This window comes from uncultured Arthrobacter sp. (assembly GCF_964021775.1).
Lineage (GTDB): Bacteria > Actinomycetota > Actinomycetes > Actinomycetales > Micrococcaceae > Arthrobacter.
Genome location: NZ_CAXHZI010000018.1, coordinates 40,402 through 65,151, shown reverse-complemented (window position 1 = coordinate 65,151; position 24,750 = coordinate 40,402). Strand labels below are relative to the sequence as shown.

General features: G+C 69.1%; 19 protein-coding genes, 1 tRNA gene and 1 pseudogene. 16 read left to right on the top strand and 5 right to left on the bottom strand.

The features are described 5' to 3' along the window. Positions 1-106: 106 nt before the first annotated feature. A complete protein-coding gene (locus tag ABIN76_RS13855; protein WP_346960267.1) occupies positions 107-2,008 on the bottom strand; it encodes a S8 family peptidase in 1,902 nt (633 codons plus the stop codon). 285 nt (positions 2,009-2,293) lie between these two features. Here ABIN76_RS13855 and ABIN76_RS13850 point away from each other — a divergent pair, with 285 nt between their 5' ends. The 7 genes and pseudogenes from ABIN76_RS13850 to ABIN76_RS13820 all read left to right on the top strand — a co-directional run bounded on the left by ABIN76_RS13850 (position 2,294) and on the right by ABIN76_RS13820 (position 13,276). Beyond that, entirely contained in the window at positions 2,294-3,430 is a 1,137-nt protein-coding gene (locus ABIN76_RS13850) for a GuaB3 family IMP dehydrogenase-related protein (protein WP_346960266.1), read from the top strand. A gap of 91 nt (positions 3,431-3,521) precedes the next feature. Next, positions 3,522-5,273 (top strand): glycerol-3-phosphate dehydrogenase/oxidase, encoded by a 1,752-nt coding sequence (locus ABIN76_RS13845; RefSeq protein ID WP_346960265.1) that lies wholly within the window; start codon positions 3,522-3,524, stop codon positions 5,271-5,273. A gap of 63 nt (positions 5,274-5,336) precedes the next feature. Further along, positions 5,337-5,825: a PTS sugar transporter subunit IIA gene (locus ABIN76_RS13840; protein WP_346960264.1), complete on the top strand. Its 489-nt coding sequence runs from the start codon at positions 5,337-5,339 to the stop codon at positions 5,823-5,825. 63 nt (positions 5,826-5,888) lie between these two features. Then, positions 5,889-6,746: an SURF1 family protein gene (locus ABIN76_RS13835; protein ID WP_346960263.1), complete on the top strand. Its 858-nt coding sequence runs from the start codon at positions 5,889-5,891 to the stop codon at positions 6,744-6,746. Continuing rightward, positions 6,743-7,255: a DUF3817 domain-containing protein gene (locus ABIN76_RS13830; RefSeq protein WP_346960262.1), complete on the top strand. Its 513-nt coding sequence runs from the start codon at positions 6,743-6,745 to the stop codon at positions 7,253-7,255. The genes ABIN76_RS13835 and ABIN76_RS13830 overlap by 4 nt, the downstream gene beginning before the upstream one ends. Before the next feature lie 94 nt (positions 7,256-7,349). Further along, positions 7,350-8,939, top strand: a complete 1,590-nt coding sequence (gene guaA, locus ABIN76_RS13825) for a glutamine-hydrolyzing GMP synthase (protein WP_346960261.1) — start codon at positions 7,350-7,352, stop codon at positions 8,937-8,939. Positions 8,940-9,079: 140 nt separating this feature from the next. Continuing rightward, a pseudogene (locus ABIN76_RS13820) lies at positions 9,080-13,276 on the top strand (AAA family ATPase). 35 nt (positions 13,277-13,311) lie between these two features. On the opposite strand, the gene ABIN76_RS13815 reads toward ABIN76_RS13820, so the two are convergent. The 3 genes from ABIN76_RS13815 to ABIN76_RS13805 form a co-directional block, all read right to left on the bottom strand. Next, positions 13,312-13,914, bottom strand: coding sequence for an RcpC/CpaB family pilus assembly protein (locus tag ABIN76_RS13815; RefSeq protein WP_346960260.1), 603 nt, complete (start codon positions 13,912-13,914; stop codon positions 13,312-13,314). A 320-nt stretch (positions 13,915-14,234) separates the two neighbouring features. Next, the gene (locus ABIN76_RS13810) at positions 14,235-14,492 is read right to left on the bottom strand and encodes an FmdB family zinc ribbon protein (RefSeq protein ID WP_346960259.1); all 258 of its coding nucleotides are present in this window, start codon (positions 14,490-14,492) and stop codon (positions 14,235-14,237) included. A 134-nt stretch (positions 14,493-14,626) separates the two neighbouring features. Further along, positions 14,627-15,307 carry a 5-formyltetrahydrofolate cyclo-ligase gene (locus tag ABIN76_RS13805; protein ID WP_346960258.1) on the bottom strand — a complete coding sequence of 227 codons (681 nt, stop codon included), beginning with the start codon at positions 15,305-15,307 and terminating at the stop codon, positions 14,627-14,629. Positions 15,308-15,411: 104 nt separating this feature from the next. Between ABIN76_RS13805 and galU the strand changes: the two genes are divergently transcribed. The 7 genes from galU (at position 15,412) to ABIN76_RS13770 (ending at position 21,333) form a co-directional block, all read left to right on the top strand. Further along, positions 15,412-16,317, top strand: a complete 906-nt coding sequence (gene galU / locus ABIN76_RS13800) for a UTP--glucose-1-phosphate uridylyltransferase GalU (RefSeq protein WP_346960257.1) — start codon at positions 15,412-15,414, stop codon at positions 16,315-16,317. 52 nt (positions 16,318-16,369) lie between these two features. Continuing rightward, positions 16,370-16,963, top strand: a complete 594-nt coding sequence (locus ABIN76_RS13795; protein ID WP_346960272.1) for a GNAT family protein — start codon at positions 16,370-16,372, stop codon at positions 16,961-16,963. Positions 16,964-17,062: 99 nt separating this feature from the next. Further along, a complete protein-coding gene (locus ABIN76_RS13790; RefSeq protein ID WP_346960256.1) occupies positions 17,063-18,028 on the top strand; it encodes a hypothetical protein in 966 nt (321 codons plus the stop codon). 78 nt (positions 18,029-18,106) lie between these two features. Further along, positions 18,107-18,907, top strand: a complete 801-nt coding sequence (locus tag ABIN76_RS13785; RefSeq protein ID WP_346960255.1) for an NAD(P)H-binding protein — start codon at positions 18,107-18,109, stop codon at positions 18,905-18,907. Positions 18,908-18,953: 46 nt separating this feature from the next. Further along, positions 18,954-19,026 (top strand) — tRNA-Ala (locus ABIN76_RS13780). A gap of 129 nt (positions 19,027-19,155) precedes the next feature. Beyond that, positions 19,156-19,497, top strand: coding sequence for a YciI family protein (locus ABIN76_RS13775; protein WP_346960254.1), 342 nt, complete (start codon positions 19,156-19,158; stop codon positions 19,495-19,497). Between the two features lie 162 nt (positions 19,498-19,659). Then, positions 19,660-21,333 (top strand): cellulase family glycosylhydrolase, encoded by a 1,674-nt coding sequence (locus ABIN76_RS13770; protein ID WP_346960253.1) that lies wholly within the window; start codon positions 19,660-19,662, stop codon positions 21,331-21,333. 29 nt (positions 21,334-21,362) lie between these two features. Here ABIN76_RS13770 and ABIN76_RS13765 read toward each other — a convergent pair whose 3' ends face one another. Further along, positions 21,363-22,013 carry a hypothetical protein gene (locus tag ABIN76_RS13765; protein ID WP_346960252.1) on the bottom strand — a complete coding sequence of 217 codons (651 nt, stop codon included), beginning with the start codon at positions 22,011-22,013 and terminating at the stop codon, positions 21,363-21,365. 196 nt (positions 22,014-22,209) lie between these two features. Here ABIN76_RS13765 and ABIN76_RS13760 point away from each other — a divergent pair, with 196 nt between their 5' ends. Continuing rightward, a complete protein-coding gene (locus ABIN76_RS13760) occupies positions 22,210-22,857 on the top strand; it encodes a hypothetical protein (protein ID WP_346960251.1) in 648 nt (215 codons plus the stop codon). 293 nt (positions 22,858-23,150) lie between these two features. Further along, complete coding sequence (locus ABIN76_RS13755; RefSeq protein ID WP_346960250.1) at positions 23,151-24,743, top strand: ABC-F family ATP-binding cassette domain-containing protein; 1,593 nt, start codon at positions 23,151-23,153, stop codon at positions 24,741-24,743. Positions 24,744-24,750: the final 7 nt, after the last annotated feature.

Here is a 24,750-nt window from a genome sequence, read left to right as displayed (position 1 = left end):
GACGTCCGGTGGACATAGTGGCCCGATGTCCACTCCACGGCACAAAGAATGGGCATGTCCCCCCGGGAAGGGAGGACATGCCCATTCCTGCCGGCGCGGCCTGCTGCTACGAGGTGGTCACCGAGGTGTCATCCACGAAGAAGTAGGTCTTGAGCGAGGAGTCCTCCACGCCCAGGAAGCGCAGCGTCACCGTCTTGCCCTTGAACGCGGACAGGTCCACTGTCTTCAGCACGTACCCGGTGGACTTGTTCAGGTTGGAGTAGGTGGCCAGCGTTGTGGTGACGCCGCCGCTGACGGCTTGGATCTTCAGGGTGTCGTAGGCGGTCGCGGTGGTGGTCTCATCGGTCAGCGTCTTGAGGTAAAAGGACAGGCTGGAGCCGCTCACGGAGGACGGGATGGAGAAGGTCTGGTCCAGCCGGTACGACGTCGACTGGCCCCAGCCGTTCAGTCCGGCGAAGCCGCTGCCGGTCCGGGCATTGGTGCCGGTTTCGAAGGTGTCCGCGTGATCGGAGGTCCAGGACGTCGAGCCGCTTTCGAAACCGGGGTTCAGCAGCAGGTTGCCCGACGGCGGGGGAGTGGTTCCGCCGAGCAGGCCCATGGTGGCCGTGGCGTCCGAGAGGCCGGCGCCGCAGCCCTTGGTGCAGCCGCCCGGCATGGCCCGGGTGCCCTGCTTGAGCGTTGATTCGACCTGCGCCGGGGTGAGCGCGGCGGACTTGGACTTCATCAGCGCCACGAGTCCGGCGACGTGCGGGGTGGCCATCGAGGTGCCCTGGTAGCTGGCGTAGCCCGCCGCGGATGGGGTGGTGGTTCCCGTGTTGAGCGTGGACAGGATGCCGCCGCCGCTGACGCTGGTGTCACCGCCCGGGGCGGTAAGGTCCACGGTCGCGCCGTAGTTCGAGTAGTAAGAGAGGGTGCCGCTGGGGTTGCTGGCGGCGACCGTCACCACCGAGCTGCAGTTGGCCGGGCGGAAGCCGGAGGCGTCCTGGTTGCTGTTGCCGGCAGCCACCACCACGGTGGTGCCCCGCGAGACGGCGGAGTCGATGGCCGCCTGGTAGGTAGTGCCGCAGGCGCCGGAGCCGCCCAGGCTCATGTTGATGACCTTGGCCGGATTGGCGTTGGCCGGGATGCCGGACACGGTGCCGCCGGAGGCCCAGATGATCGCGTCGGCGATGTCGGACAGGGACCCGCCGCACTTGGCCAGCACCCGGACCGGGAGGACTTTGGCGTTCGGCGCTACCCCGGCCACGCCCGCGGCGTTGCCGGTGACAGCGGCAATGGTGCCGGAGACGTGGGTGCCGTGCCAGGAGGAATTGGCTGCCGCGCTCTGGCCGCATTCGCCCGCGGCGTACCAGTCGCCCTGGTCCTGGGCGTTGGAGTCGCGGCCGTTGCCGTCCCGCGCCGCGGTGGCGTCGGAGACGAAGTCGTAGCCCGGCAGCACATTGGCGTCCAGGTCCGGGTGTGCCGTGATGCCGGTGTCGATCACGGCAACGGTGGACCCGGACCCGGTGGAGACGTCCCAGGCGCCGGGAATGCGCATGCCGTTGGCCCCGGTGAAGTCCCATTGCTCCCCGTAACGGGTGTCGTTCGGTGTCAGCACCGCCGTCATCCGGGCATCGGGTTCGACGGCGTTGACGGCCCCGGAAGCGACGATCGCCTCCATGAAGTCCTTGGCCGCCTGGCCGGAGAGCGCCTTGTCCGAGGCGATCAGGGTTCCGCCGGTGGCCAGGGCGCGCAGTTCACGCACGCTGACCCCCTGCTGCTTCGCGGCCTTGCCCCAGGCGTTCGCCCTTCCGCCGGGAGTGGAGTTGCCCGCGTTCTTCTTGAAGCTGACGATGAACTGCGTGTACGACTCGCCGGCGTTGACATCCGGCGCCGGGACGTTCTCCGTCGCGATCGGTCCGGTGGCAGGGGCGGCGGCCACCGGAGTGACGGCGAGCGTCATGGTGCCGACGACGGCGGCCAGCGACAGGGCCAGGACGCGGGACTTCCTGAGTGATGCACTTCCCATGGGTTCTGCTTTCTATCACCGGGCATTGCGGAATGCCCGGAACGGGGTGTGTGGAGGCCGTCGGGTAAAATTTCCGGCTGGCCGAAAGTAAACTTAAGGGCATTTTCAGGTTTTGTAAACTCTTGACAAGTATTGTCAAGTCAGTGTGCACTATCGCTTTATCCAGACCGGCTTTGGCCGCTCCGCCCGTCCCGGCGGTGTGCCCGGCGGCCAGCTCCCGGCCGTCCGCCGGGCCGGGCGGGGGCCAAATGTCGGGTCCGGGGCAGGGTCAAGTAAAGTGGGCACGTGACTTACGAGATTGAGATTGGCCGTGGCAAGCGTGGGCGTCGTGCCTACTCCCTGGACGACATTGCGATCGTCCCCAACCGCCGTACGCGCGATCCCAAGGACGTGTCCGTCTCCTGGCAGATTGACGCGTACAAGTTCGACATGCCGGTCATCGCCGCGCCGATGGACTCCGCGATGTCCCCGGACACGGTCATTGCGCTGGGGCGCCTCGGTGGACTCGGCGTCCTCGACCTGGAAGGCCTCTGGACCCGTTACGAGGACCCGCAGCCGGTCCTGGACCAGCTCGCCGCCCTGGGAAGCGAGACCAACAGCCCGGCCGTCACCCGCCGCATGCAGGAGCTCTACCGGGCCCCGATCCAGCCGGAACTGATCACCTCGCGGCTGGCTGAGATCCGCGCCGCCGGCGTCACGGTGGCCGGCTCCCTGACCCCGCAGCGCACCCAGGAGCACTACAAAACCGTGGTGGCCGCCGGCGTCGACATCTTCGTGATCCGCGGCACCACCGTCTCGGCCGAGCACGTCTCCAAGGACCACGAGCCGCTGAACCTCAAGCAGTTCATCTACGAACTCGACGTCCCGGTGATCGTCGGCGGGGCGGCCGGCTACACCCCGGCCCTGCACCTGATGCGCACCGGAGCCGCCGGCGTGCTGGTCGGATTCGGCGGCGGAGCCACCAGCACCACCCGCCGCGCCCTGGGCATCCACTCGCCGATGGCCTCCGCCATCTCCGACGTCGCGGCCGCGCGCCGGGACTACATGGACGAGTCGGGCGGACGCTACGTGCACGTGATCGCCGACGGCGGCATGGGAACCTCGGGCGACATCGTCAAGGCCATCGCCATGGGCGCCGACGCAGTGATGCTCGGCAGCGCCCTGGCCCGCGCCGAAGAGGCCCCCGGCAAGGGCTGGCACTGGGGCCAGGAGGCCCACCACCTCGAAATTCCCCGCGGCGACCGGGCCAACGTCGGTACCGTCGGACCCCTCGAAGAGGTCCTGTTCGGGCCGGGCCACCACACCAACGGCACCTCGAACCTGATTGGCGCGTTGCGCCGTTCGATGGCGACCACGGGCTACTCGGACCTGAAGGAATTCCAGCGGGTCGACGTCGTCGTCTCGCCCTACGCCGGAAACTAGGCGCTGCGCGGGCCGGCTCAGGCCCTGCCCAACCGGAGAACTTGGAAGTAGTGTGGTGCACTACGAGGTTTGATCCGGATGGAGGCGTGAGATGAACAGTTTTCCCGGTGGGGCTCCCAAGGCAGGCGGCGCACTCGGGCCCGCGGAACGCGAGGCGTCCCTGGCGGCCCTCAAAGCCACAACGGAGCCCGGCAAGGAACTCGACATCCTGATCGTCGGCGGCGGCATTGTCGGCGCCGGTGCCGCCCTGGACGCCGTGACCCGCGGCCTGAGCGTGGGCATCGTCGAGGCCAACGACTGGGCGGCAGGAACGTCGTCGCGGTCCTCGAAGCTCATCCACGGCGGCCTCCGGTACCTGGAGATGCTGGACTTTGCCTTGGTCAAGGAGGCGCTGCACGAACGCGGCCTGATCCTCTCGGTCCTCGCCCCGCACCTTGCCCGGCCGGTCCCGTTCCTCTACCCGCTCACCAAGCGGTTCGTGGAGCGGCCCTACGTCGGCTCCGGCATCGCCCTCTATGACGCCATGTCCATCACCGGCGGGCACAGCCGCGGCGTCCCGTTCCACAAGCACCTGAGCCGGCGCGGCACCTTGCGCGCGGCGCCCAGCCTCAAGGACGACGCCTTCGTCGGATCTATCCGCTACTACGACGGCCAGGTCGACGACGCGAAATACGTCGCGAACCTCGTGCGCACCGCGGCCTACTACGGCGCGCACGCGGTGAACCAGATGGCGGTGGTGGACTTCCTGCGCGAGGGCGAACGGGTCGTCGGCGCCAAGGTGGTCAACCACGAGGACGGCACCAGTTTCAACATCCGGGCCAAGCAGGTCATCAACGCCACCGGCGTCTGGACCGACGAGACCCAGGCGATGGTCACGGACCGCGGCCAGCTCAAGGTCCGCGCCTCCAAGGGCATCCACCTGGTGGTGCCGCGGGACCGTTTCCAGTCCACGGTGGGCCTGATCCTGCGGACCGAGAAGTCGGTGTTGTTCGTCATTCCCTGGGGCCGGCACTGGATCATCGGCACCACCGACACCGACTGGCACCTGGACAAGGCGCATCCGGCGGCCTCCAGCAAGGACATCGACTACATCCTCGAGCACGTCAATAAGGTCCTCAAGCGGCCGCTGACCCGCGAAGACGTCGAGGGCGTCTACGCCGGGCTGCGGCCGCTGCTGGCCGGGGAAAACGACTCGACGGCCAAGCTGTCCCGCGAACATGTCGTGGCGCATCCGGTGCCCGGCCTTGTCGTTGTGGCCGGCGGCAAGTGGACCACATACCGGGTCATGGCCAAGGACGCCGTGGACGAGGCGACCCGAAGCATGGACGAACGCGTCCCGCCGTCGTGCACCGAATCCATCCCGCTGCTGGGCGCCAGCGGCTTCAAAGCCGCCTGGAACAAGCGGAACCGGATGGCGGAGGAGACCGGCGTTCACGTCGCGCGGATCGAACACCTGCTCAACCGCTACGGCTCCATGGCTCCGGAGGTGCTGGCGCTGATCGGCGAGAACCCGGAACTTGCCGAGCCGCTGCCCGGAGCCGACGACTACTTGGCGGCCGAGGCAGTCTATGCGGCCAGGTATGAGGGAGCCCGCCACGTCCAGGACGTGCTCACCCGCCGCACCCGCATCTCGATCGAGGCCTGGGACCGCGGTGTGTCCGCTGCGCCGGTAGTCGCTAAACTGATCGGTGAGGTTCTCGGCTGGAGCGATGCGCAGCGCGAGAGCGAAATCAAGCACTACCTGGCCCGGGTCGACGCCGAACGGCTGAGCCAGGAGCAGCCGGACGACGAGTCCGCGGACGCCGCACGCCTGGGCGTCGAGGACATCGTTCCGCTGCGCTGACCAAGCTGCCGTCCGGCGCACCAGCAGTCGGCGCGCACCGATGACACTTCGAAGGGACACCTCTTGGCGGAACCACTGGACCGGTACGATGCCGACCTCACGACGCCGCAGATGGTGATCCTGGAGCTGGACGCGGAGGACAAGTTCGACGCCGCCGCCCAACTCGCGCAGCGGATGTATGAGGCCGGCCGGATTTCCGATCTGGAAGGGTTCCTTGGCCGCGTTAACGCCCGCGAGCACCAGCTGGCCACCGGACTGCCCGGCGGCGTCGGCCTGCCCCACGCCCGCAGCGAATTCGTCTCCCGCACCTCGATCGCGGTCGGCATCACCAAGTACGGCAAGGCGCTGGACTTCGGAGCGGCCGACGGCCCGGCCACCGTCGTCCTGCTGATCGCGACGCCGGCAAGTTCCTTCTCGGACCACCTGGAAGTGCTGGCCACCCTGGCGCGCTCGCTGTCCAAGGAGTCCTTCCGGGAGTCGATCCGCCGGGCCTACGACCCGGAAGTGATCGCTGAACTGATCAACTCCAGCCTGGTGTTCTTCGACCACTGAAATTTGGGGCAGGCCTACAGAGCCGTTTCGTTGTTCTACAGGCGGACGAAGTACGGTTAAGGGGTGCTGAAAACCGCCCTCAAACCCCGCTGGATCGCAGGCCTTGTGTTCGCGATCGTGATTTCCGGGGTCTTTGTGCTGCTGAGTCAGTGGCAGTTCGGCCGCTCCACACGGGCCGAGGTGCCGGTTTCCACAGGCACCGAGGAGCCCCGCCCGCTGACCGCCGTCCTGAAGCCCGGGCAGTTCTTCCCCGGCTCCGTGGCCGATCAGGTCGTCACCGCCACCGGCCGCTACGACCCGGAGAAGCAGGTCCTGGTTCCCGGCCGGATCAACGACGGCGCCAAGGGGTTCTGGATCGTCTCCGCCTTCGCGGTGCAGGGCGCACCCGCCCTGACGGGCGCCGGAGCGTCCCCCCAGACCTGGATCCCCGTGGCCCGGGGTTGGGTCGCCGACGCCGCGGACGCCGCGGCGCCGCCGTCGGGCACCATTGAACTGACCGGGCGGCTGATCCCGTCCGAAGCGCCGCTGCCCAACACCGACGCCGGCCCCGGGCGCGCCAGCGCCGTCTCGGTCGCCGAACTCATCAACCTCTGGGACGTCAGCAGCTACCCCGGCTTCGTCGCCGCCAGCGCGGAGCGGTCCGGCAGTGCCGACGTGGCCGCCTCCGGAACCATCAAACCGTTGAACATCGGTCCGCAGCCGCCCGCGCAGACGGTGAACTGGCTCAACCTCTTCTACGCCGCGGAGTGGGTGGTCTTTGCCGGCTTCGCGCTCTTCATCTGGTGGCGCCTGGTCAAGGACGACTACCGCCGGGACCTCGAAGACGCCCAGGACGAAGCGGCCGCCCGCCTGGCCGCGGACCCGCCCCACAGCACCGATTCCCCCGAGACCGACCCAACCAATCCGAGAGTGCAATCATGATCGAGCCCCAGCCGGCCATCCAACCGCAGCAGTCCAACGGAACGGGAAGCGCCAGCGGCAAGAAGCGCCGCTTCGGCGGCACCGAGGCGCAGATCCGCTCCGCCTTGAAGTTCTACAAGGTGCTCGCCTACCTGACCGGCTCCATGCTGCTGCTGCTCTGCGCAGAGCTGATCGCCCGTTACGTCTTCGGCCAGTACCTCTTCGCCGGCGGCACCAACGCCGTCACCGGCCAGCCGTTCAGCTTCGGGTTCGCTGACGCCGAGCCGCCGGGAGTCATCGGCGGGGTGAACCTGTCCGTCGCGGTGCTGATCGTGCACGGCTGGATGTACGTCGTCTACCTGATGTCCAACTTCCGGCTCTGGTCGCTGATGCGCTGGCCGTTCGCCAAGCTCATCATCCTGGCGCTCGGCGGCGTCGTGCCGTTCCTGTCCTTCTTCGTGGAGAAGAAATTCCACGCCGAAGTGGAGGCCGAACTCGCCGCCAACCCGCAGGCGCCGCAGCGCTACTGAGCCCCTGTCAACCGGCGGCGCGCCGGCCTGTGAGTTCGCTTACCCGGGGCTTCTCGATGTGCGGCGGAGTGCGGGCGCAAAGTAGGCTAGGAGGGTGACCACTCCCACTGCATCCCAGACGTCCCACAGGCCCGTGCTGGTTGTTGACTACGGTGCCCAGTACGCGCAGCTGATTGCCCGCCGCGTCCGGGAAGCGAATGTGTATTCGGAAGTCGTTCCGCATACCTACAGCACCGAGCAGCTGCTGGCCAAGAACCCGGCCGCCATCATCCTCTCCGGCGGCCCCGCGAGCGTTTACGCCGAAGGTGCCCCGAGCGTGGGCGCCGACCTGTTCGAAGCCGGCGTCCCCGTGTTCGGCATCTGCTACGGCTTTCAGGCCATGGCCAACGCCCTGGGCGGCAAGGTGGCCCGGACCGGCCTGCGCGAGTACGGCGCCACCGAGACCACCACCATCGGCGAAGGCCGCTCCATCCTCGAGGGCATGCCGCAGCACCAGAGCACCTGGATGAGCCACGGCGACTCCGTGCACGAGGCGCCGGAAGGCTTTGAGGTCCTCGCGACGACGGCGGGCGCCGACGTGGCCGCCTTCGCCAATGAGGAAAAGTGCCTCTACGGCGTGCAGTGGCACCCCGAGGTGAAGCACTCCGCCTACGGCCAGCAGGTCCTGGAGAACTTCCTCTTCAAGGGCGCCAAGCTGGAACCGAACTGGACCACCGGCAACATCCTCGAGGAGCAGGTGGAGCGGATCCGCGCGCAGATCGGCGACTCCCGCGTGATCTGCGGGCTCTCCGGCGGCGTCGACTCGGCCGTGGCCGCCGCCCTCGTCCAGCGCGCCGTCGGCGACCAGCTGACCTGCGTCTTCGTGGACCACGGGCTGCTGCGCGAGGGCGAAGCCGAGCAGGTGGAACGCGACTTTGTCGCCGCCACCGGCGTCAAGCTCTACGTCGCGAACGAGCAGGAACGCTTCCAGGCCGCACTGGCCGGCGTCAGCGACCCGGAGACCAAGCGCAAGATCATCGGCCGCGAATTCATCCGCGCGTTCGAGGAAGCCGAACTGGCCATCATCGCCGAGGCCGCCGCGCACGGCGAAAAGATCAAGTTCCTCGTCCAGGGAACCCTGTACCCGGACGTCGTGGAGTCCGGCGGCGGCGAGGGCGCAGCGAACATCAAGAGCCACCACAACGTGGGCGGCCTGCCCGAAGACCTGCAGTTCGAACTCGTCGAACCGTTGCGTGCCCTGTTCAAGGACGAGGTCCGCGCCGTCGGCGCCCAGCTGGGCCTGCCCCAGGAAATCGTCGGCCGGCAGCCCTTCCCCGGTCCGGGCCTGGGCATCCGGATCGTCGGCGAAGTCACCAAGGAGCGTCTGGACCTGCTGCGCAAGGCCGACGCCATCGCCCGCGCCGAACTGACCGCGGCCGGCCTCGACAACGAGGTCTGGCAGATGCCCGTTGTGCTGCTGGCGGACGTCCGCAGCGTCGGCGTGCAGGGCGACGGCCGAACCTACGGCCACCCGATCGTGCTGCGCCCGGTGTCCTCCGAGGATGCCATGACGGCCGACTGGTCTCGGCTGCCCTACGACCTGCTGGCCCGGATCTCCAACCGGATCACCAACGAAGTCGACGGCGTGAACCGCGTGGTGCTGGACGTCACCAGCAAGCCGCCGGGAACCATCGAGTGGGAATAACGGCGTGAATGGCCGGCCTCCTTTGAGGCCGGCCATTTGCTTTTGCGCGGACCCGGCGCCGAAGCAATTTGCCCACGAATTTGGCGTGCGCCAGTGTTGCGGCCCGGCACAGGCCAAGGATTCGGGCTAACCTCGAAAGCATGCCGGTATGGTCCAGGGCGTCCCGCGCGCAGTCAGAAACCGTGAGCACAGAAAAGAAGGCAGCAGTGTCAGTTGGTCAAGGCCACCCCGAGGGCTCCGAGGAGTTCAGGAAATGGCTGTCGGGTCTTAAACCCGTCACCGGAGCAGACACCATGCTGCGCTTTACCAAAACGCCCGAGGGCTCCATCGACCTGACCCACGCCCACCCGTCGGGCCTGGCCCAGCTGATGGCCGGCCGCCGGACCCGCCTGTCGACCCTGATCCGTGACCGCCAGCAGTACGTCGTCGCCGCGCGGGCCTCCCGCAACCTGCGCTCCAAGATCTTCGAACTCGCCAACGACCGCGGCATCGACGCCGGCTACTTCTCGGCCGGAACCGTCGTCTGGACCTCCGCCGTCGGAGGCAAACCGCAACGGGTGTCCGCCCCCGTAATGCTCACCGCCGTTTCCCTGACCGTCCGCCCGGGGGAGGACGACTACGAGCTGCAGCTGACGGAGCAGGCCCGGATCAATCCCGCCCTGGTCCGGCACCTGAAGACCGTCCACGGGATCGTCTTTGACGTCAACGCCGTGACCCGGATGGCCTACAGCACGGCCCGGTACGATCCGCAGCCCGTTCTGGACCGCCTCGGCACCCTGATCCAGCCGATCCACGGCGCCGAAATCGAACACAACCTGCTCGTCTCGACGTTCGCGGACCTCTCCGGCAACCTGGATGACCCGTGGATCAACCAGAACAACCCGCTCGTGGCTGCGCTGGGCCGCGCCGCCACCGGCGCCCCGGTGGACGTCCCCGAGCTGGAGGAGGGGCGTTTCCCGAGCACGGACGAGCGCAGCCCCGCCGACGAACTCCTGCTGCTCGATGCCGACACGGACCAGCAGTACGTCGTGGACGCCGTCCGCGCCGGCGACTCCCTGGTGGTCAGCAGCCCGCCCGGAACCGGCCAGACCCAGACCGCGATCAACACCATCGGCGCCCTGGTCGACGAAGGCAAAAGCGTCCTGGTCGTCGGCGACCGCCGGGCCAGCCTGGCCGAAGTGTCCGCCCAGCTGGAATCCCTGGGGCTTGACTCGGTACTCGTCCAGCTTGCGGGCAACGCTACGCCGTTGCAGCTCAAGGGCCAGCTGGTCCGGGCTATTGTGCGCAGTGAAAAGTCGCTTGAACCGCAGCTGAAGAACCTGCACTCCACGCTGACCGAGCACCGGCACGCCCTGATGGACCACGTCGCGTCCCTGCACAACGTGCGGGCGCGCTGGGGATGCTCGCCGTATGAGGCGATGCAGTCGCTCGCGGCGCTGACCGCCATCCACCCGGCACCGGCCACCACTGTGCGGCTCAAGCGCAGCGTGCTGGACAGCATCAGGGACCGCGAGGAACTGGCGGGACGGCTCCGCCGGGCCGCCGAGCTGGGCAGCTTCAGCCGCGCCTCGACTATGAGCCCGTGGCACGGCGCCCGGCTGCTCACCCGCAAGGAGACCCAGGAAGCGCAGCAGGTGGCGCGCTCCGTAGCGGAGAAGCTCCCGCAGTTGCGCGAACGGATGAACGGCGTCGCGGAACACGCTGAGATCCGCCTCGGCGCGACGTTTGCCGAGTGGGGGGACCAGATCGACCTGCTGGTCGCGGTCCGGGAAAGCCTGGACAAGTTCACCCCCGACATTTTCGACCGGCCCGTCCATGACCTGATTTCCGCCACCGCCCCGTCCTCGTGGCGCCGCGAGCGGAACATCGAGATGGCGTCCATGCAGCGGTCCCGGCTGCGCCGCGTCGCCAAGGAGTACGTCCGGCCCGGCGTGCACATCGCGGACCTCCACAGTTCCCTGGTCCTGGTCCAGGAGCAGCGGGCCGCCTGGGCCGGCTACGCCACCACCCAGCGCCACCCGGCTGTTCCCTCCGGCCTGGCCGAGATCACCGCCCTGTACCGCGAGCTGGAAGCCGAACTGGCCGAGCTGGGCGCGGCCGTCAAGCACACCGCCGCCGGCGGATCCGTCCGCGACACCCCCTACGACGAGCTGGTCGAGCGCCTGGAGCGCCTCGTCGCGGACACCGCAACGCTGGAGACCCTGCCGGAGCGAACGCTGCTGGTGGAGAACATGCGCGAGCACGGGCTCGGTGAACTGCTGGATGACCTGGCCGAGCGTGAGGTGCCGGCGGAGTCGGTGGCCTCGGAGCTTGAGCTGGCCTGGTGGCAGTCGGCCCTGGAAGCCATGATCAGCGGCGACGATTACCTCGCCATGTCCGACGGCGACGCCCTCCGCCAGCTCGAGGCGGAGTACCGCCTCGCGGACAACGCCCACATTGCCAGCGGCGCCGCCCGGCTGCGCTGGAAACTGGCCGAACGCTGGCGCGCTGCCCTCAGCGAGCACCCCCGGCAGGCGGACCTGCTGCGGAGCCTGCTCAAGGACGGGCGGGTGACCCCTGCGGCGCTGACCGCGCAATCGCCGGAGCTGGTGCCCATGCTGGTGCCGGTGTGGTCCGTCAGCCCGTACCTCATGACCAGCCTGTTGCCCGCCGAACAGCGCTTTGACGCGGTGGTGATCCTGGACGCGGAGGCGACCTCGCTGCAGGCTGTGCTGCCCGCCGTCGCCCGCTCCCGGCAGGTCATCGCCTTTGGCGACGACAAGATCGCCAGCCCGCGCAGCTTCACCGTAGGGGTGGAGCGGCTCGCCGCCGGCGAGAACCCGTACCAGCCCGTGGACAGCGCCTACCAGGCCCTGGCCGCCGTGCTGCCGGTCCGGGAACTGAGGACCGTGTACCGCGCCGTCGACGAGGACCTCGTGCGGCAGCTGAGCAAGGGGTTCTACGACGGCGAACTCCGCCGGCTCCCGGAGGGGCAGTCGGCCACCGGGCTGGACCGCGCCCTGGCTGTGGAATACCTGCCGGACGGGACGGGCCTGCCGAGCGCCGACCACGACGGCGTCGAATCGGTGGTGGCCGAGGTCAACCGTGTGGTGGAACTGGTCTTCGAACACGCGCGGCTGCGGCCCCGCACGTCGCTGGCCGTCGTCACCGGCAGCCTGCGGCACGCTGCCCGGATCGGCGAGGCCATCCGGCGGCAACTGCCCAACTACCCCCTGTTGGGCAGCTTCTTCACCGCCGGCGACGAATCGTTCCGCGTGGTGGACCTTGAGCGGGCCCAGGGCCTGGTCCGTGACCACGTCATCTTCTCGCCCGGGTACGGCCGCACCCCGCACGGGCGCGCGCTGCACAGCCTCGGGCCGCTGTCCGCCGCCGGGGGCCGCGCTAAGTTCGCCCTCGCGATGACCCGCGCACGGCGCTCACTGCACGTGCTGAGCTGCTTCCGGCCCGAGGACCTGGACGTCACCCGGCTGAGCCACGGCGCGGTGGACTTCTACGAACTCCTGGACCGGGAAATCGCGGGCAACTCCGACCTGGGCAGTCCGGCCTCCCGCGCGGCGGCCAGCGAGCAGGCCCTTGGCGCCGACCCGCTGGTGGCGGACCTCGGCGACCGGCTCCGTGCCCGCGGTGCCCGGGTGTGGCATCAGTACGACGGCGTCCTGGACATGGTGGCCGCCGCGGACCCGATGCACACGATCGGCCAGGACGACGCCGAGATTCCCCGCCCGGTGGCGATTGAATCCGACGGCACCGAGCGGTACCGGCGGATGACGGTGCGCGAGCGAAGCCGCCTCCGCCCGCAGCTGCTGGAGCGCCTGGGCTGGCGGTACATGCCACTATGGACCATAGAGGTCTTCACTGATCCCTCCGCCTGTGCGGACCGGATCGGCGGCTACCTCGGCCTGGAGAAACCGGCGGCGCCGAGCCGCGCCAGCACTTCGCCCGGTTTTTCCGACGACATCGAGAACCTCAGTGTCGACGACGCGCAGGAGGCCTTCGCTCCTGCCGCCGCTGACCGCGGGTAACCGGCGGACGGTGCCCGGCAGCAGGGAAGAGCTATTCGCAGCAAGGAGTCCGGCGGCATGAACGCAGGCAACGAGAACGGGAACGAGATCCCGGAGCAGGGCGGCGTTGGAAACGGCGCGCAGCCCGAGGACGCGGCGCCCCGGGGAACGCGGCACCAACCAGCCAAAGACAAGAAAGCCGGCCGCCCCGCGGCCTCCGCCGGGCTGCTGCCCACCAAGGCCGCCGAAGACGATCCGCGGCGCTGGGGCGACCAGCCGGGCAACTACGACCACGACGCCTGGCTCAAGGAACAGCGGCCGCCGCACTGGGGCTGAGAGACACCCCGCAACAGACGCCTGGCGCCTGCCGGTCAGCCAGGCCGCGCCCCCACCAGGACGAAGAAGAGCTTGCCCTGCGTGGAGGCTCCGGCGAGCCTACGGGCTTGATCCGGGTCCGCCGCCACCACCATCAGCCCGTCCGTGTCCCCGGAGTCCAGCCACTGGCCGGCTTTTCCTCCCTGCAAAGAGGTCCAGAGGACCGGCACCGCGGCGGCAAGCAGCCGGGACGCCTGGGCCTGCCCGGAGCCGTCCGCGCTGGTCAGCACGACATTGACCAGCTGGCCGGGGGAGACCAGCTGGATGGATGCGGGGTCCGCCATTCGTAGTGGCACGGCTGCCGCGCCCGGCGGGCTGCCGGCCAGCAAACCCGGTCCGACGAGCTGCGCGTCCGTGAGGAGCTGGCCTTTGCGCAAGGCCACGGCGAGCTGTTTGCCCTCGAGGGCGGCCCAGTCCAAGGAACCGCCGGGCAGCATTCCGGGCGGGACGTGAACGGCGGCGAGGTCGGCAGGGGCCAGCACGCGGCCGGCCGGAAGGTCTTTGGCTGCGGCCCACGCGGCGACGGTGGCGTCGGGTACCGGAGTCAATTGCTGCACGGCCAGGCCGGCGGCGAGGCACAACAGCAGGGCGACGGCCAACCGGCGGTGGCGGGCCCACCAGGTCCGAAGCCGGCGCCGCGGCGGGAGCTTGCGGCCCCGTCCGGGGGACGGGGGCGGCGGCCGGAGCCGTGCAGCGCGGTCCGCCGTTGCCGGCCGGGCAGGCGCCGCGGCGAAGGCCGGCGGTGACCCGGAACGTGGGGAGCGGGAAAAGAACGAGCCGGAACGCGGCGGGCGGAGGAGGCGTCGGCGGTGTGCCATGCCGCCACGCTACGGCCGGCCGGTAGGTCGCCGGCAGCCAGCGGCGGCGCTATGTGGACAACCGCGCTGCCGCGAGCCGGGCGGGACCTACCCGCCGGTCGCTAGCTGGCGGCGGCGGAGGCCGTGGTGGAGGTCGCCGGTGCTGCGGCGGGGGTGGCCGGCGCAACAGCGCTGCCCTTGGAGTCACGCGAGTCGGTCCGGTAGAAACCGGAACCCTTGAACACGACGCCGACGCTGTTGAACTTCTTGCGCAGGGTCCCCTGGCACTCCGGACAGGTCGTCAGGGAACTGTCCGTGAAGGACTGCACGGTCTCGAAGGCGTGGCTGCAGTCCTTGCAGGCATATGCGTACGTGGGCACTGGGATTCCTCCTTTAGGACAAACGAGCAGGTCCCGTGCTGCTGTGGCTGGATTGTCGCCACCGAGACGGTGGGCGGGATCCGAGCGCCAACAAACCTGGCATTAGCAGTCGCAGGGCCTGAGTGCCAATTCTATCACCCGCCGGGCGCCGGCTCGGAAGGCCCCGAAAGCCCTGAAAGCCGGACCAGGCCGCCGGGAGCCAGCGCGAAGTCGACCCTTCGGTCGAACGACTCCGCGGGAATGCTGCCGGCGGGCAGCACCTCGGCGTCGTAGACCACGGCCGCGGTCGGCACCGGGCCCTCCGTGGTTCCGGTGCCGCCCGGAGGCAGGGCGGCAAGGGCTGCCAGGAATTTGTCATAATAGCCTCCGCCCTGGCCGATCCTGTTGCCCGAACGGTCCAGGGCCGTGGCGGGCAGGATGATACCGGCGGCTCCGCGTACCTCGGCCGTGCCGAAGCGTTCGCCGGCGGGTTCCTGGATGGGGGCGTAGCGGCTGCGGACAAACTCCGACGCGGGCGTCCAGTACACCCAGCTCAGTACCAGGTCCGGTTCGCAGACGGGGAGCAACACCCGGTGGCCGGCGTCGTGCAGGGCTGCCAGCAGGGGGAGGGTGGGCGGCTCGGAGCCGACGCCGAGGTATGCGGCGAACGTCCGCTGCCCGGTGTCGGCCAGCCCGGAGGCCGGCCCGGAGGCCAGCCCGACGGCCCAGGCCAGCCCGTGGCGTGCAATGGCGGCACCGGCGTCCGCCAGTTCCGCCTGCGACAGGGCGGCCCGGCGTAAGCGGTGCCGGGAGCGGATCTCTTCCTTGCTGCTCATACGGTGGCGTCCTTTCGGCCGGGAGGCGCCGGAGGGCGGGCTGCCGCGGCTGCCGTGCGGTGGACAATTACCTGATGTTTTGCCCCCTCGGTTAGATTAGTCCAGTGATTACACCCAACGCCTCCGTCCGTAAGGCCGTCATCCCCGCTGCGGGCCTCGGCACCCGCTTCCTTCCCGCCACCAAGGCGATGCCGAAGGAGATGCTGCCGGTCGTCGACAAGCCGGCCATCCAGTACGTCGTGGAGGAAGCCGTGAACGTGGGCCTCAACGACGTCCTGATGATCACCGGACGCAACAAGCGGGCCCTCGAGGACCACTTCGACCGCGTGCCCACGCTGGAAGCGACGCTGGAAGCCAAGGGAGACACCGCCAAGCTGGAGTCCATCCAGGCCGCCAGCAACCTCGGGGACATCCACTACGTCCGCCAGGGCGACCCGATGGGCCTGGGCCACGCCGTGCTGCGCGCCAAGCAGCACGTCGGTTACGAGCCGTTCGCCGTCCTGCTGGGCGATGACCTCATCGACGCGCGCGACGAACTGCTCAGCACCATGATCGAGGTCCAGGCGAAGACCGGCGGCTCGGTTGTGGCCCTGATCGAGGTCGAACCCTCGCAGATTAGCGCTTACGGCTGCGCCGACGTCGAAGCCGTTGAGGGCGAGGAATACGTCCGGATCAAGCAGCTCGTGGAGAAGCCCGACGTCGATGAGGCCCCCTCCAACCTGGCCATCATCGGCCGGTACGTCCTTCACCCCGCGGTGTTCGAAGTCCTCGAGCGGACCGAGCCCGGCCGCGGCGGGGAAATCCAGCTCACCGATGCCCTGCAGGAGCTCTCCGCCGGCGAGGGCGAAGGTTACGGCGTGTACGGCGTGATCTTCCGCGGCCGCCGCTACGACACCGGCGACAAGCTCAGCTACCTCAAGGCCTGCGTCCAGCTTGCCTGCGACAGCGAAGACCTCGGCCCCGGCCTGCGCGAATGGCTGCCCGGTTTCACTTCCGGCCTGACGAAATAGTCCCGTGGCGGGCGGCTTCACCTGGCCGGTGAACCTGGAGTGCGGCGACCTTATGTTGCGCCCGATCCGGTACCGGGACCGCCGGGAGTGGAGCGAGCTCCGAGCCCGCAACGAGAAGTGGCTGGCCCCCTGGGAAGCGTCCAACCCGGTACCCGGCGGGGGCCTGCCCGACTACCGCCAAATGGTGCGTTCCCTCAAGGCTCAGGCCGCGCAGGCCACGGCGCTGCCCTTTGTGATCACCGCCTGGACTCCCGGGTACAGGGAACCGGTGATCGTCGGACAGCTGACGGTCTCATCAATCGTCTGGGGCTCGGCCATGATGGCCACCCTCGGCTACTGGGTTGACCAGGACCGCGCAGGCCAGGGCATCGCCCCGACCGCGGTCGCGATGGCGACGGATTATTGCTTCCGCACGCTGGGGCTGCACCGGATGGAAATCAACATCCGTCCGGAGAACCGCCCAAGCCTGCGCGTGGTGGAAAAACTGGGCTTCCGCGACGAGGGCTACCGGCCGCGTTTTTTGCACATCAACGGCCAATGGGCGGACCACCGCACCTTCGCCCTGACCGCTGAGGAAGTGCCCGAGGGACTCCTGGCGAGGTGGTTGGAAACCCGTCCCGGCCGGCCGCCGGAAACCGCGGCCTGACCAGCCGTTTCGTCATATCTCCAGTGATTTGGCAGTTGCCTCGCGACACACCGCCGCCAATGCCGCCCGCTCCGCCGTCTTGCTCATACGGTTTTGATTGTGGACTTCCCTCTCAGCAGCTCAGTGATCCTTGTCATTGTTGTTGCGCTCTGGATCGTATGGGTGGCTCCCTACATGCTCCGGAACGGCCACCACCAGCTGCAGCCGGCGGGGGAGTTCCTGAAGGACGCCGTGCAGGTAGAAAAAGCAGACCCCCAAGCAGGCAACGTCATGAAGATGGCGGCCCCGCAGGAGAAACCGATGACGAGTACGCAGCTCCCCGAGTCAGGCCCGGGTTCCCTCGACGGCGGCCGGACCCCCGCAGCTCCCGTTTTCCGAATCCGCTGGGGGCGGCTGGCACTCGCGGTGGTTGGCCTGCTCCTGCTGCTCACCGGAATTGTCTCTGCAGCACTGCGGCTCTTTGGCCTCGGGTCCGGATGGCTGCCCGCCGCCGCCCTGCTGGGTGCCATTGCCGCCGTCGTGCTGCTGCGCAGGCTTGCCGTGCGGGACCGCCGTCGAAAGCTGAATGCCGCCTTCCGAGCGGCCATGGGGGCCCCGTCCACCGTGTCTTCCGCCAACCCCTCCCTGACAGGGACCGACGCCGCCCGCGATGCGGCGGGACCCGAGAAGGAGATCCCACTCTTCGACGCTGAAGCCGGTGCCCCCAAGCCCCAGCCTGACCGCAAGCCCCTCACGGCTGAGGAGCTGCGGCAGGCCGCCCTGGCCGAGGCCGCGGCCTCCGGTGACGCCTCTGTGCGCCGGGTGGGCGATCCGGCCTCCGCCGAGGGCTCCAGCTGGGAGCCCGTGGAAGTACCTAAGCCCACCTACGTGGAGGCGCCGAAGGCGGAGCGCGCCGCCCCCGAACCGCTGGACCTGCCGGAGGCCCCGAAAGCCGTCGGCAAACCTTCGCTGAAGCAGGCCGCCGTCCGGCAGCCGGAAGCGGCCGCCGCCGAATCGAAGCCGCTCGGCAAGGGCCAAAGCGCGCTGAGCAACCTCGACGACGTCCTGCAGCGCCGCCGCGCCTGATCCACTTTCTCCGCCCCGGGCGGCCGTGAAGCGGCCGCCCAGGGCTTTTTCTTGCCCGCGCGCGGTAGCCTGACGTTCATGACGAGAATCTGCGTTGCCGGCGGCACCGGACAGGTAGGCCGCGACGTCGTGCGCGAGGCGGTCAGCGGAGGGCACCAGGTTGCCGTGCTCAGCCGCAACCCGCCCGCCCCGGGGACCGCCTTGAACATCGACGGCGCCACCTACGTCCGCGCGGACGTCACCACCGGGGAGGGGCTGGCCGCGGCGCTGGCCGGAGCCGACGTTCTCATTGACTGCCTTGAGGGGCGCTCCGGCAAAGCGCTGCGGAGCTTCGCCGACGGCGGAGCCCGGCTGCTGGCCGCCGCCCGGGACGCCGGGGTCCCGAAGGCCGTGATGCTTTCGATCGTCAACTGCGACCGCAGCAGCTTCGGCTATTACAAGTCGAAGGCAGCCAAGGAACGGGTCTATCAGCTCTCAGGACTGGAGACCGTGGTGCTTCGGGCGACGCAGTTCCACTCCCTGCTCGCAAGCCTGTTTGCCGCGGGTTCCAGGCTCCGGCTGGTTCCCGTGGTCATGGGGGCCCGGTTCCAGCCGATTGCTCCCGCCGAGGTCGCATCCGCGCTGGTTGAGGCCGCGCTGGACGCCCCCTCCGGCGGGCCGCACAGCGTCCGGACGATCGGGGGACCCGAGGTACTGGGGATGCGCGAGCTGGCCGTCATCTGGCAGCCCGCGTCGGGGTCGCGCGGCCGAGTGGTGGAACTGCCGCTGCCCGGCGGGATGGGCAAATACCTGCGCGCCGGCCACAATCTGGCACCCGGAGAACGACACGGCAAGCAGACATTCGAGGGCTGGCTGGCAATGCGGGCGGATAGTTTGTAGCCTAGGAACGTTGACAACGCCGTTCCTCCGGGAGCGGCGTTGCTGCGGGGCTATAGCTCAGTTGGTAGAGCGCTTCGTTCGCATCGAAGAGGTCAGGAGTTCGAATCTCCTTAGCTCCACAATTTGCAGGGGTTTTTGAACCCTTGACGGTACGGCACCCGGTATCCGCGGAGCCGGGTTCTTGCGCGCCACCATGCACCGGGCCAGGATGGGATCGATCCCCGTGCTGCGAAGAAGGAGCCGGCGCGATGACCAAGTACCTGATCTCCTTTCCCAGTGCCGCCATGGTGTTCCCTGCGGAAGAGCTGCAGGCCGTTGCGGATGCGGCGCACGCGGTCGTCCAGGAGGCCAAGGACGCCGGCGTCTGGGTGTTCGGCGGCGGCATCGATGAGAGCATCCCGCCCGTGATGGTCGACGGCGACGGTACCGTCCACGAGGGCACTTACCCGCAGACGACGCAGCTCCAAGGCGGCTACTCCGTGCTGGAGCTGCCCTCCCACGAGGCGGCCCTGGAGTGGGCAGCGAAGATCGCGGCTGCCTGCCGGTGCGCGCAGGAAGTGCGTGCCTTCCAGTACGACCCCGCCAGCTAGGGCCCGGCCGCGCGATGCTGTCCGAACGGCGGTCCGACTTCTTGCCGCCCTTTTCAGAGCGTCGCCGCGCTTGCGGCCGCCGCGCTCTGTACGGTGGGGTCCTGTGTAGCGTCGCCGCACCGAGCTGGTGCGGGCCGCGCTGCCCCGGGACCTGGAGGAAACTTGACGATTGACCGCCCCACCGCGGCAGCACCGGCGCGCCAGCGCCGCGGCCCCCACCTGGCAGCCCTGGCCGCCGCCGCACTGGCCGGTGTGCTGGCCGTAGCCGGCTGGGCGGCTCCCTCCGGGGCCGGGCCGGCGTACGCCCCCGAGCGTGTCGTGGACGCCACGCCGGCCGCGACCGGCTGGCTGCATACCGACGGCGGGACGATCCGCGATTCGAACAACAATCCGTACATCATCAAGGCCACGTCCTGGTTCGGTCTGGAAACCCCGGACTGCGTCCCGCACGGCCTGTGGGGGACGCTGACCATCGACGAGGCCCTCGCCAACATCAAGTCGATGGGCTTCAACACCGTCCGGCTGCCATACTCGAACGAGTGCTTGGCCGCGACGACCATCAAGGGCAGCGTGAACTACTGGGCGAACCGGGCCTACAACCTCCAAGGCAAAAGGCCGCTGGACGTCATGGACACGGTCATCGCCCGCGCCAAAGCCAACGGCCTCCGGATCATCCTGGACCGGCACCGGCCCTCCTCCGCCGACCAGTCACCGCTCTGGTACACCTCCGCCGTGCCGGAGTCGAAGTGGATCTCCGACTGGAAGATGCTCGCCAACCGGTACAAGGCGGACCCGACAGTCATCGGCGCCGACCTGCACAACGAACCGGCCGGCGCGGCCACCTGGGGCGGCAAAGCCGCGACCGACTGGCAGGCAGCGTCCACCCGCGGGGGCAACGCCGTTCTGGCCTCCAACCCGAACCTCCTGATCATCATCGAAGGGATCGAGAACCAGGCCACCGCCGGCGGCACCTGGTGGGGCGGCGGCCTCGCCGACGTCGGCGCGAAGCCGGTCGTCCTGGCCACCCCGCACCGGGTCGTGTATTCCCCGCACGACTACCCGGCGTCCCTCTTCGCACAGAAGTGGTTCAGTGACCCCGCCTACCCGGCGAACCTGCCCTCCGTCTGGGACCGGAACTGGGGGTACCTGCAGAAGCAGGGGATCGCGCCGGTCCTGCTCGGCGAATTCGGCACGGCCCTGGCCACCGATTCGGACAAGGCATGGATGAAATCGATCGTCGACTATCTGAAGACAAACCGCATGTCCTACGCCTACTGGGCCTTCAACCCGAATTCGGGCATCACCGGCGGCCTTGTCCAGTCCGACTGGCGGACCCCGGAGCGGGCCAAACTTGACGCGCTGGCACCGATCCTGACCGCCGCCCCGGCGGTCAGCGTCCCCGTGCCGACCGCCACGGCGACCGCGTCACCGACGTCGAGCCCCGCACCGACGGCCAGCCCGATGCCGACTGCGACGGCGTCGCCGACGTCCAGCCCCGCACCGACGGCCAGCCCGACGCCGACTCCCGCCCCGACGTCCGGCCCGGCCATCACGGCGGTATGGCGGCTTACCAGCTCCTGGAACGGCGGATACGTTGCCAACCTCGACGTCACCGCGCTGCGGTCAGTGTCGGCCTGGTCCGTTTCGTGGAACGACCCGAACGTCACTTCGGTCGCCAACTCGTGGGGCATCAGGTGCACGGTGGTGCCGAAGGCCACGATCACCTGCACCGGCTCGGACTGGACCACCAAGCTCGCCGCCGGCCAAAAGGCCACGGTCGGGCTGCAGGTCAACTCCCTCAAAGCCCCCGCGAACCCGGTGCTCACCGTCAAGTAGGGCCGGGACCGGCCCCGGTCCCGTGCCGCCTAGTACTGCTCCGGGGCCGCCTCGCTCCGGTACACCAGTTCCGTAAGCGGGTCCGCGACGGGGTCGACAATCCCGTCGAACTCCGCGGCGAAGTCCAGGCCGTCGGCCGTCTCCACCCGGGAAATCCTGGTGAGGGTGCCGAGCTCGGTTCCGTCCGCGAGGCTGAACACCGTACCGAAGTGCCGGAAGTTCAGCCCGCCGGCCTGCACAGCGGTCCACCCGCGGGCGGCAGCCCGCTTCTCGGTGTGGTCCAGCACGGGGGCGCAGCCCGGGCAGGCCGCATAGCTGGCCAGGTCCTCCACGTCGGCGCGCGTCAGCAGCGCCGGCATCGGGGGAGCGTTGTCGGTGCCGTGCCAGTCCCGCACCCGTTCCAGGTCATCGAGGTACGGTGCCCATGCCGCTTCACGGTCCATGAGTGCCTGGATGTCGGAGCATGACGGCAGGTGGACTTTTCCGGCGTCCGACAGGATGAAGCAGTCCCCGGAAGAGACCCACTTTTCAACGAGGGCCGTCTCCTTGCGCAGCGTGTCCGCCAGTTGCCGGCGGAGCTCCGCGTCGGAGGGGTGCCGCTGGCCGTGCAGGTCGTCTTCGTGTTCATACCGTTCGGGCGCGGCTGCCTGCACGCGCTCCGCAGCGGAATCCGTTGTCATGATTTCCTCTCTTGTTGCCTCCAATGAGCCTACCGGGGGCGGACCGGATCCCGGGCCGGCCGTGTTTTTCCCAAGGAATTCCGCAGGAATGCCCATCCCGCCCCCAACCGTAGTTTCGGTTCGGTAACGTGGCGCGCGGCTGGCTGTGTGCGACCGCCGGCCTTCCTCAATGAACGCACTCTGGAAGGAACACCCCTTGGCAGGAATCTTCACCTGGCTCAGCGCCCTCGGCACGGCGGGCAAAGCCACCGTCGTTGCCGCCGTCGTAGTCACCGGCGGTACCGGCGCCGCCATGGCATCCACCGTTACGGAGCTCAGCTCGGACCCGACCGCGACCGTGTCCGCGGACCCCACCGACACCCCCACCGCCGACCCCACTGCGGAACCGACCGAAACTGCGCCGGCCCCGGAGCCGACCGAGACGGAGACTGCGCCGGCCCCGGAGCCGACTGAGACGGAAACCGCGCCGGCCCCGGAGCCGACTGAGACGGAAACCGCGCCGGCCCCGGAGCCGACCGAGACCGAAACCGCGCCGGCCCCGGAGCCGACCGAGACCGAAACCGCGCCGGCCCCGGCACCCACCGATGACGATGAGGCTGACGACGCCGGGGACGACGAGTCCGGCGAGTCTTCGGAGCGCGGCAACAGCGCCTGGGCGCACGAGAACGCAGCTGCGCACCGCGCGGCCGGCCTCGCCAACGCCGCCCAGCACCGCCGCCAGGCTGCCGCCACCCCGGCCGTCCCGTCCTACGGAGCCGGGGCAGCCACCTCGGCCGTCCGCGCCCCGGCACCCGCAGTGGCGCCGAAAGCCGCGCACTCCAAGGCGGGCAAGTCCCACAAGTAACGCCGAAGGCCCTCAAGGGCCCGAAAGCCCGAACTTGCCGAAGACCCCGTCCCGCCCAGCGCGGTGCGGGGTCTTCGCTGTTCCAGCGGCCAGCGGCCAGCGGCCAGCGGCCCGCAGCGCCCGCGTCCGGCCGGTCCCGGGTTCGGCTGCCTTGGCGGGTCGGGATAGTCTGGGACCCCCACCCCAAGCATGTACGCCGGCCCGGAGATGCGTTCCGGGCGGCTGAAGCCCCGGGCATTCTGTTCCGGGCAGCCGAAGCCCCGGGGCCCACCCCCTTTGAGAGGACAGCAGCAATGAGCCTGATCCGGCTGCATGACGTCAGCGTCCGCTTCGACAACACCCAGATCCTCCGTGAGGCGTTTTTCCGGCTCGAACCCGGAGACAGGGTGGGCCTGATCGGCAAGAACGGATCCGGGAAGACCACCATCCTGAAGCTGATCCTGGACCAGGTGGCCCCGGACACCGGCACAGTCAGCGTGGAACTCGGCACCAAGGTGGGGTACTTCTCCCAGTTCTCCGAACTCAACGGCGAATCGACCATCACCGAGGTCCTCGACGGGCTGTTCGGCGAGATCAAGGCCGTTGAAGCCGAACTTGCCGCCATCGACGCGAGCATCGCCAACGACCCCGCGGCCGACGAGCTGGACCGGCTAATCGGCCGCCAGGCGGCACTGTTCGAGGACATGGACCGGCTCGACGGCTGGGATTATCCGCGCCGCATCGACACGGTGCTGACCACCCTGGGGTTCGACGACGCACACCGCCACTGCCCGATCGATGCGCTGTCCGGCGGCTGGCGCAACCGTGCCGCGCTGGCCAAGATCCTGCTCCAAGGACCGGACGTCCTGCTGCTCGACGAGCCCACCAACTTCCTGGACGTCGCCGGCGTTGAATGGCTGGAAAGCTGGTTCCGCGACTTCAAGGGCGCTGCTGTCATCGTCTCGCACGACCGGAAGTTCCTGGACGCCGTCGTCACCCGCATCATCGAGGTGGAGAACTTCCACCTGCACGAATACCCCGGAAACTTCGGCGAATACGTGGTCCAGAAACAGTTCCGGCTCAAGACGCTCGAACAGCAGTTCGTCCACGAATCCGAACTGCTCGCCTTTGAAGCCGAGGGGATCGCCGACCGCCGCGAGGCCGCAAAGGCCGCCGGCCGCGGACTGGGCAACCAGCTGGCCAAGATCAAGAAATCCCGCACGCCCCGGCCGGTGGACCAGATCGTCACCGAGATCTACGGCGGACTGCACGTGAAGGACGTGCTGTGCCGGGTGGAGGGTCTGGCCAAGTCCTACGGCGAAAAACTGCTCTTCGAGGACCTGAGCTTCGAAATCCGCAAGGGCAACCGGATTGCCGTCCTCGGCGCCAACGGCAACGGGAAGTCCACCCTGCTGAAGGTCCTCACCGGCGAGGAGCACGCCGATTCCGGCGTCGTGGCGTGGGCCAAGGGGCCCGGGTTCGTGTCCTACAACCGGATGCTCGAGGACCTCGACGACGGCGACACCGTCTCGCACGCCGTCAACGCGCTGCCGGACAGCCTCGCCTTCAGCGCCACGAAGAAGTCCGTTAACCGCTTCCTGGCGATGTTCCAGTTCTCCGAGGCGGACCTCAAGCAGAAGATCGGCAACCTCTCCGGCGGCCAAAAGGCACGGGTGGCGATGGCGCAATGCCTGCTCTCCGGCGCCTCGGTGCTGTTGCTGGACGAACCGACCAACCACCTGGACCTCTCCAGCACCCAGGTGATGGAGCGGGCGCTGCAGCACTTCCCGGGCGCCGTCGTCGTGGTCAGCCACGACCGGTTCTTCACCGAAAAGATCGCCACCCGCCAGCTCATCTTCGGCGCAGCCGGAGCCGGGCCCGGCGAAGTTGCCCAGCGGGCCGCCTAAGCCTGGC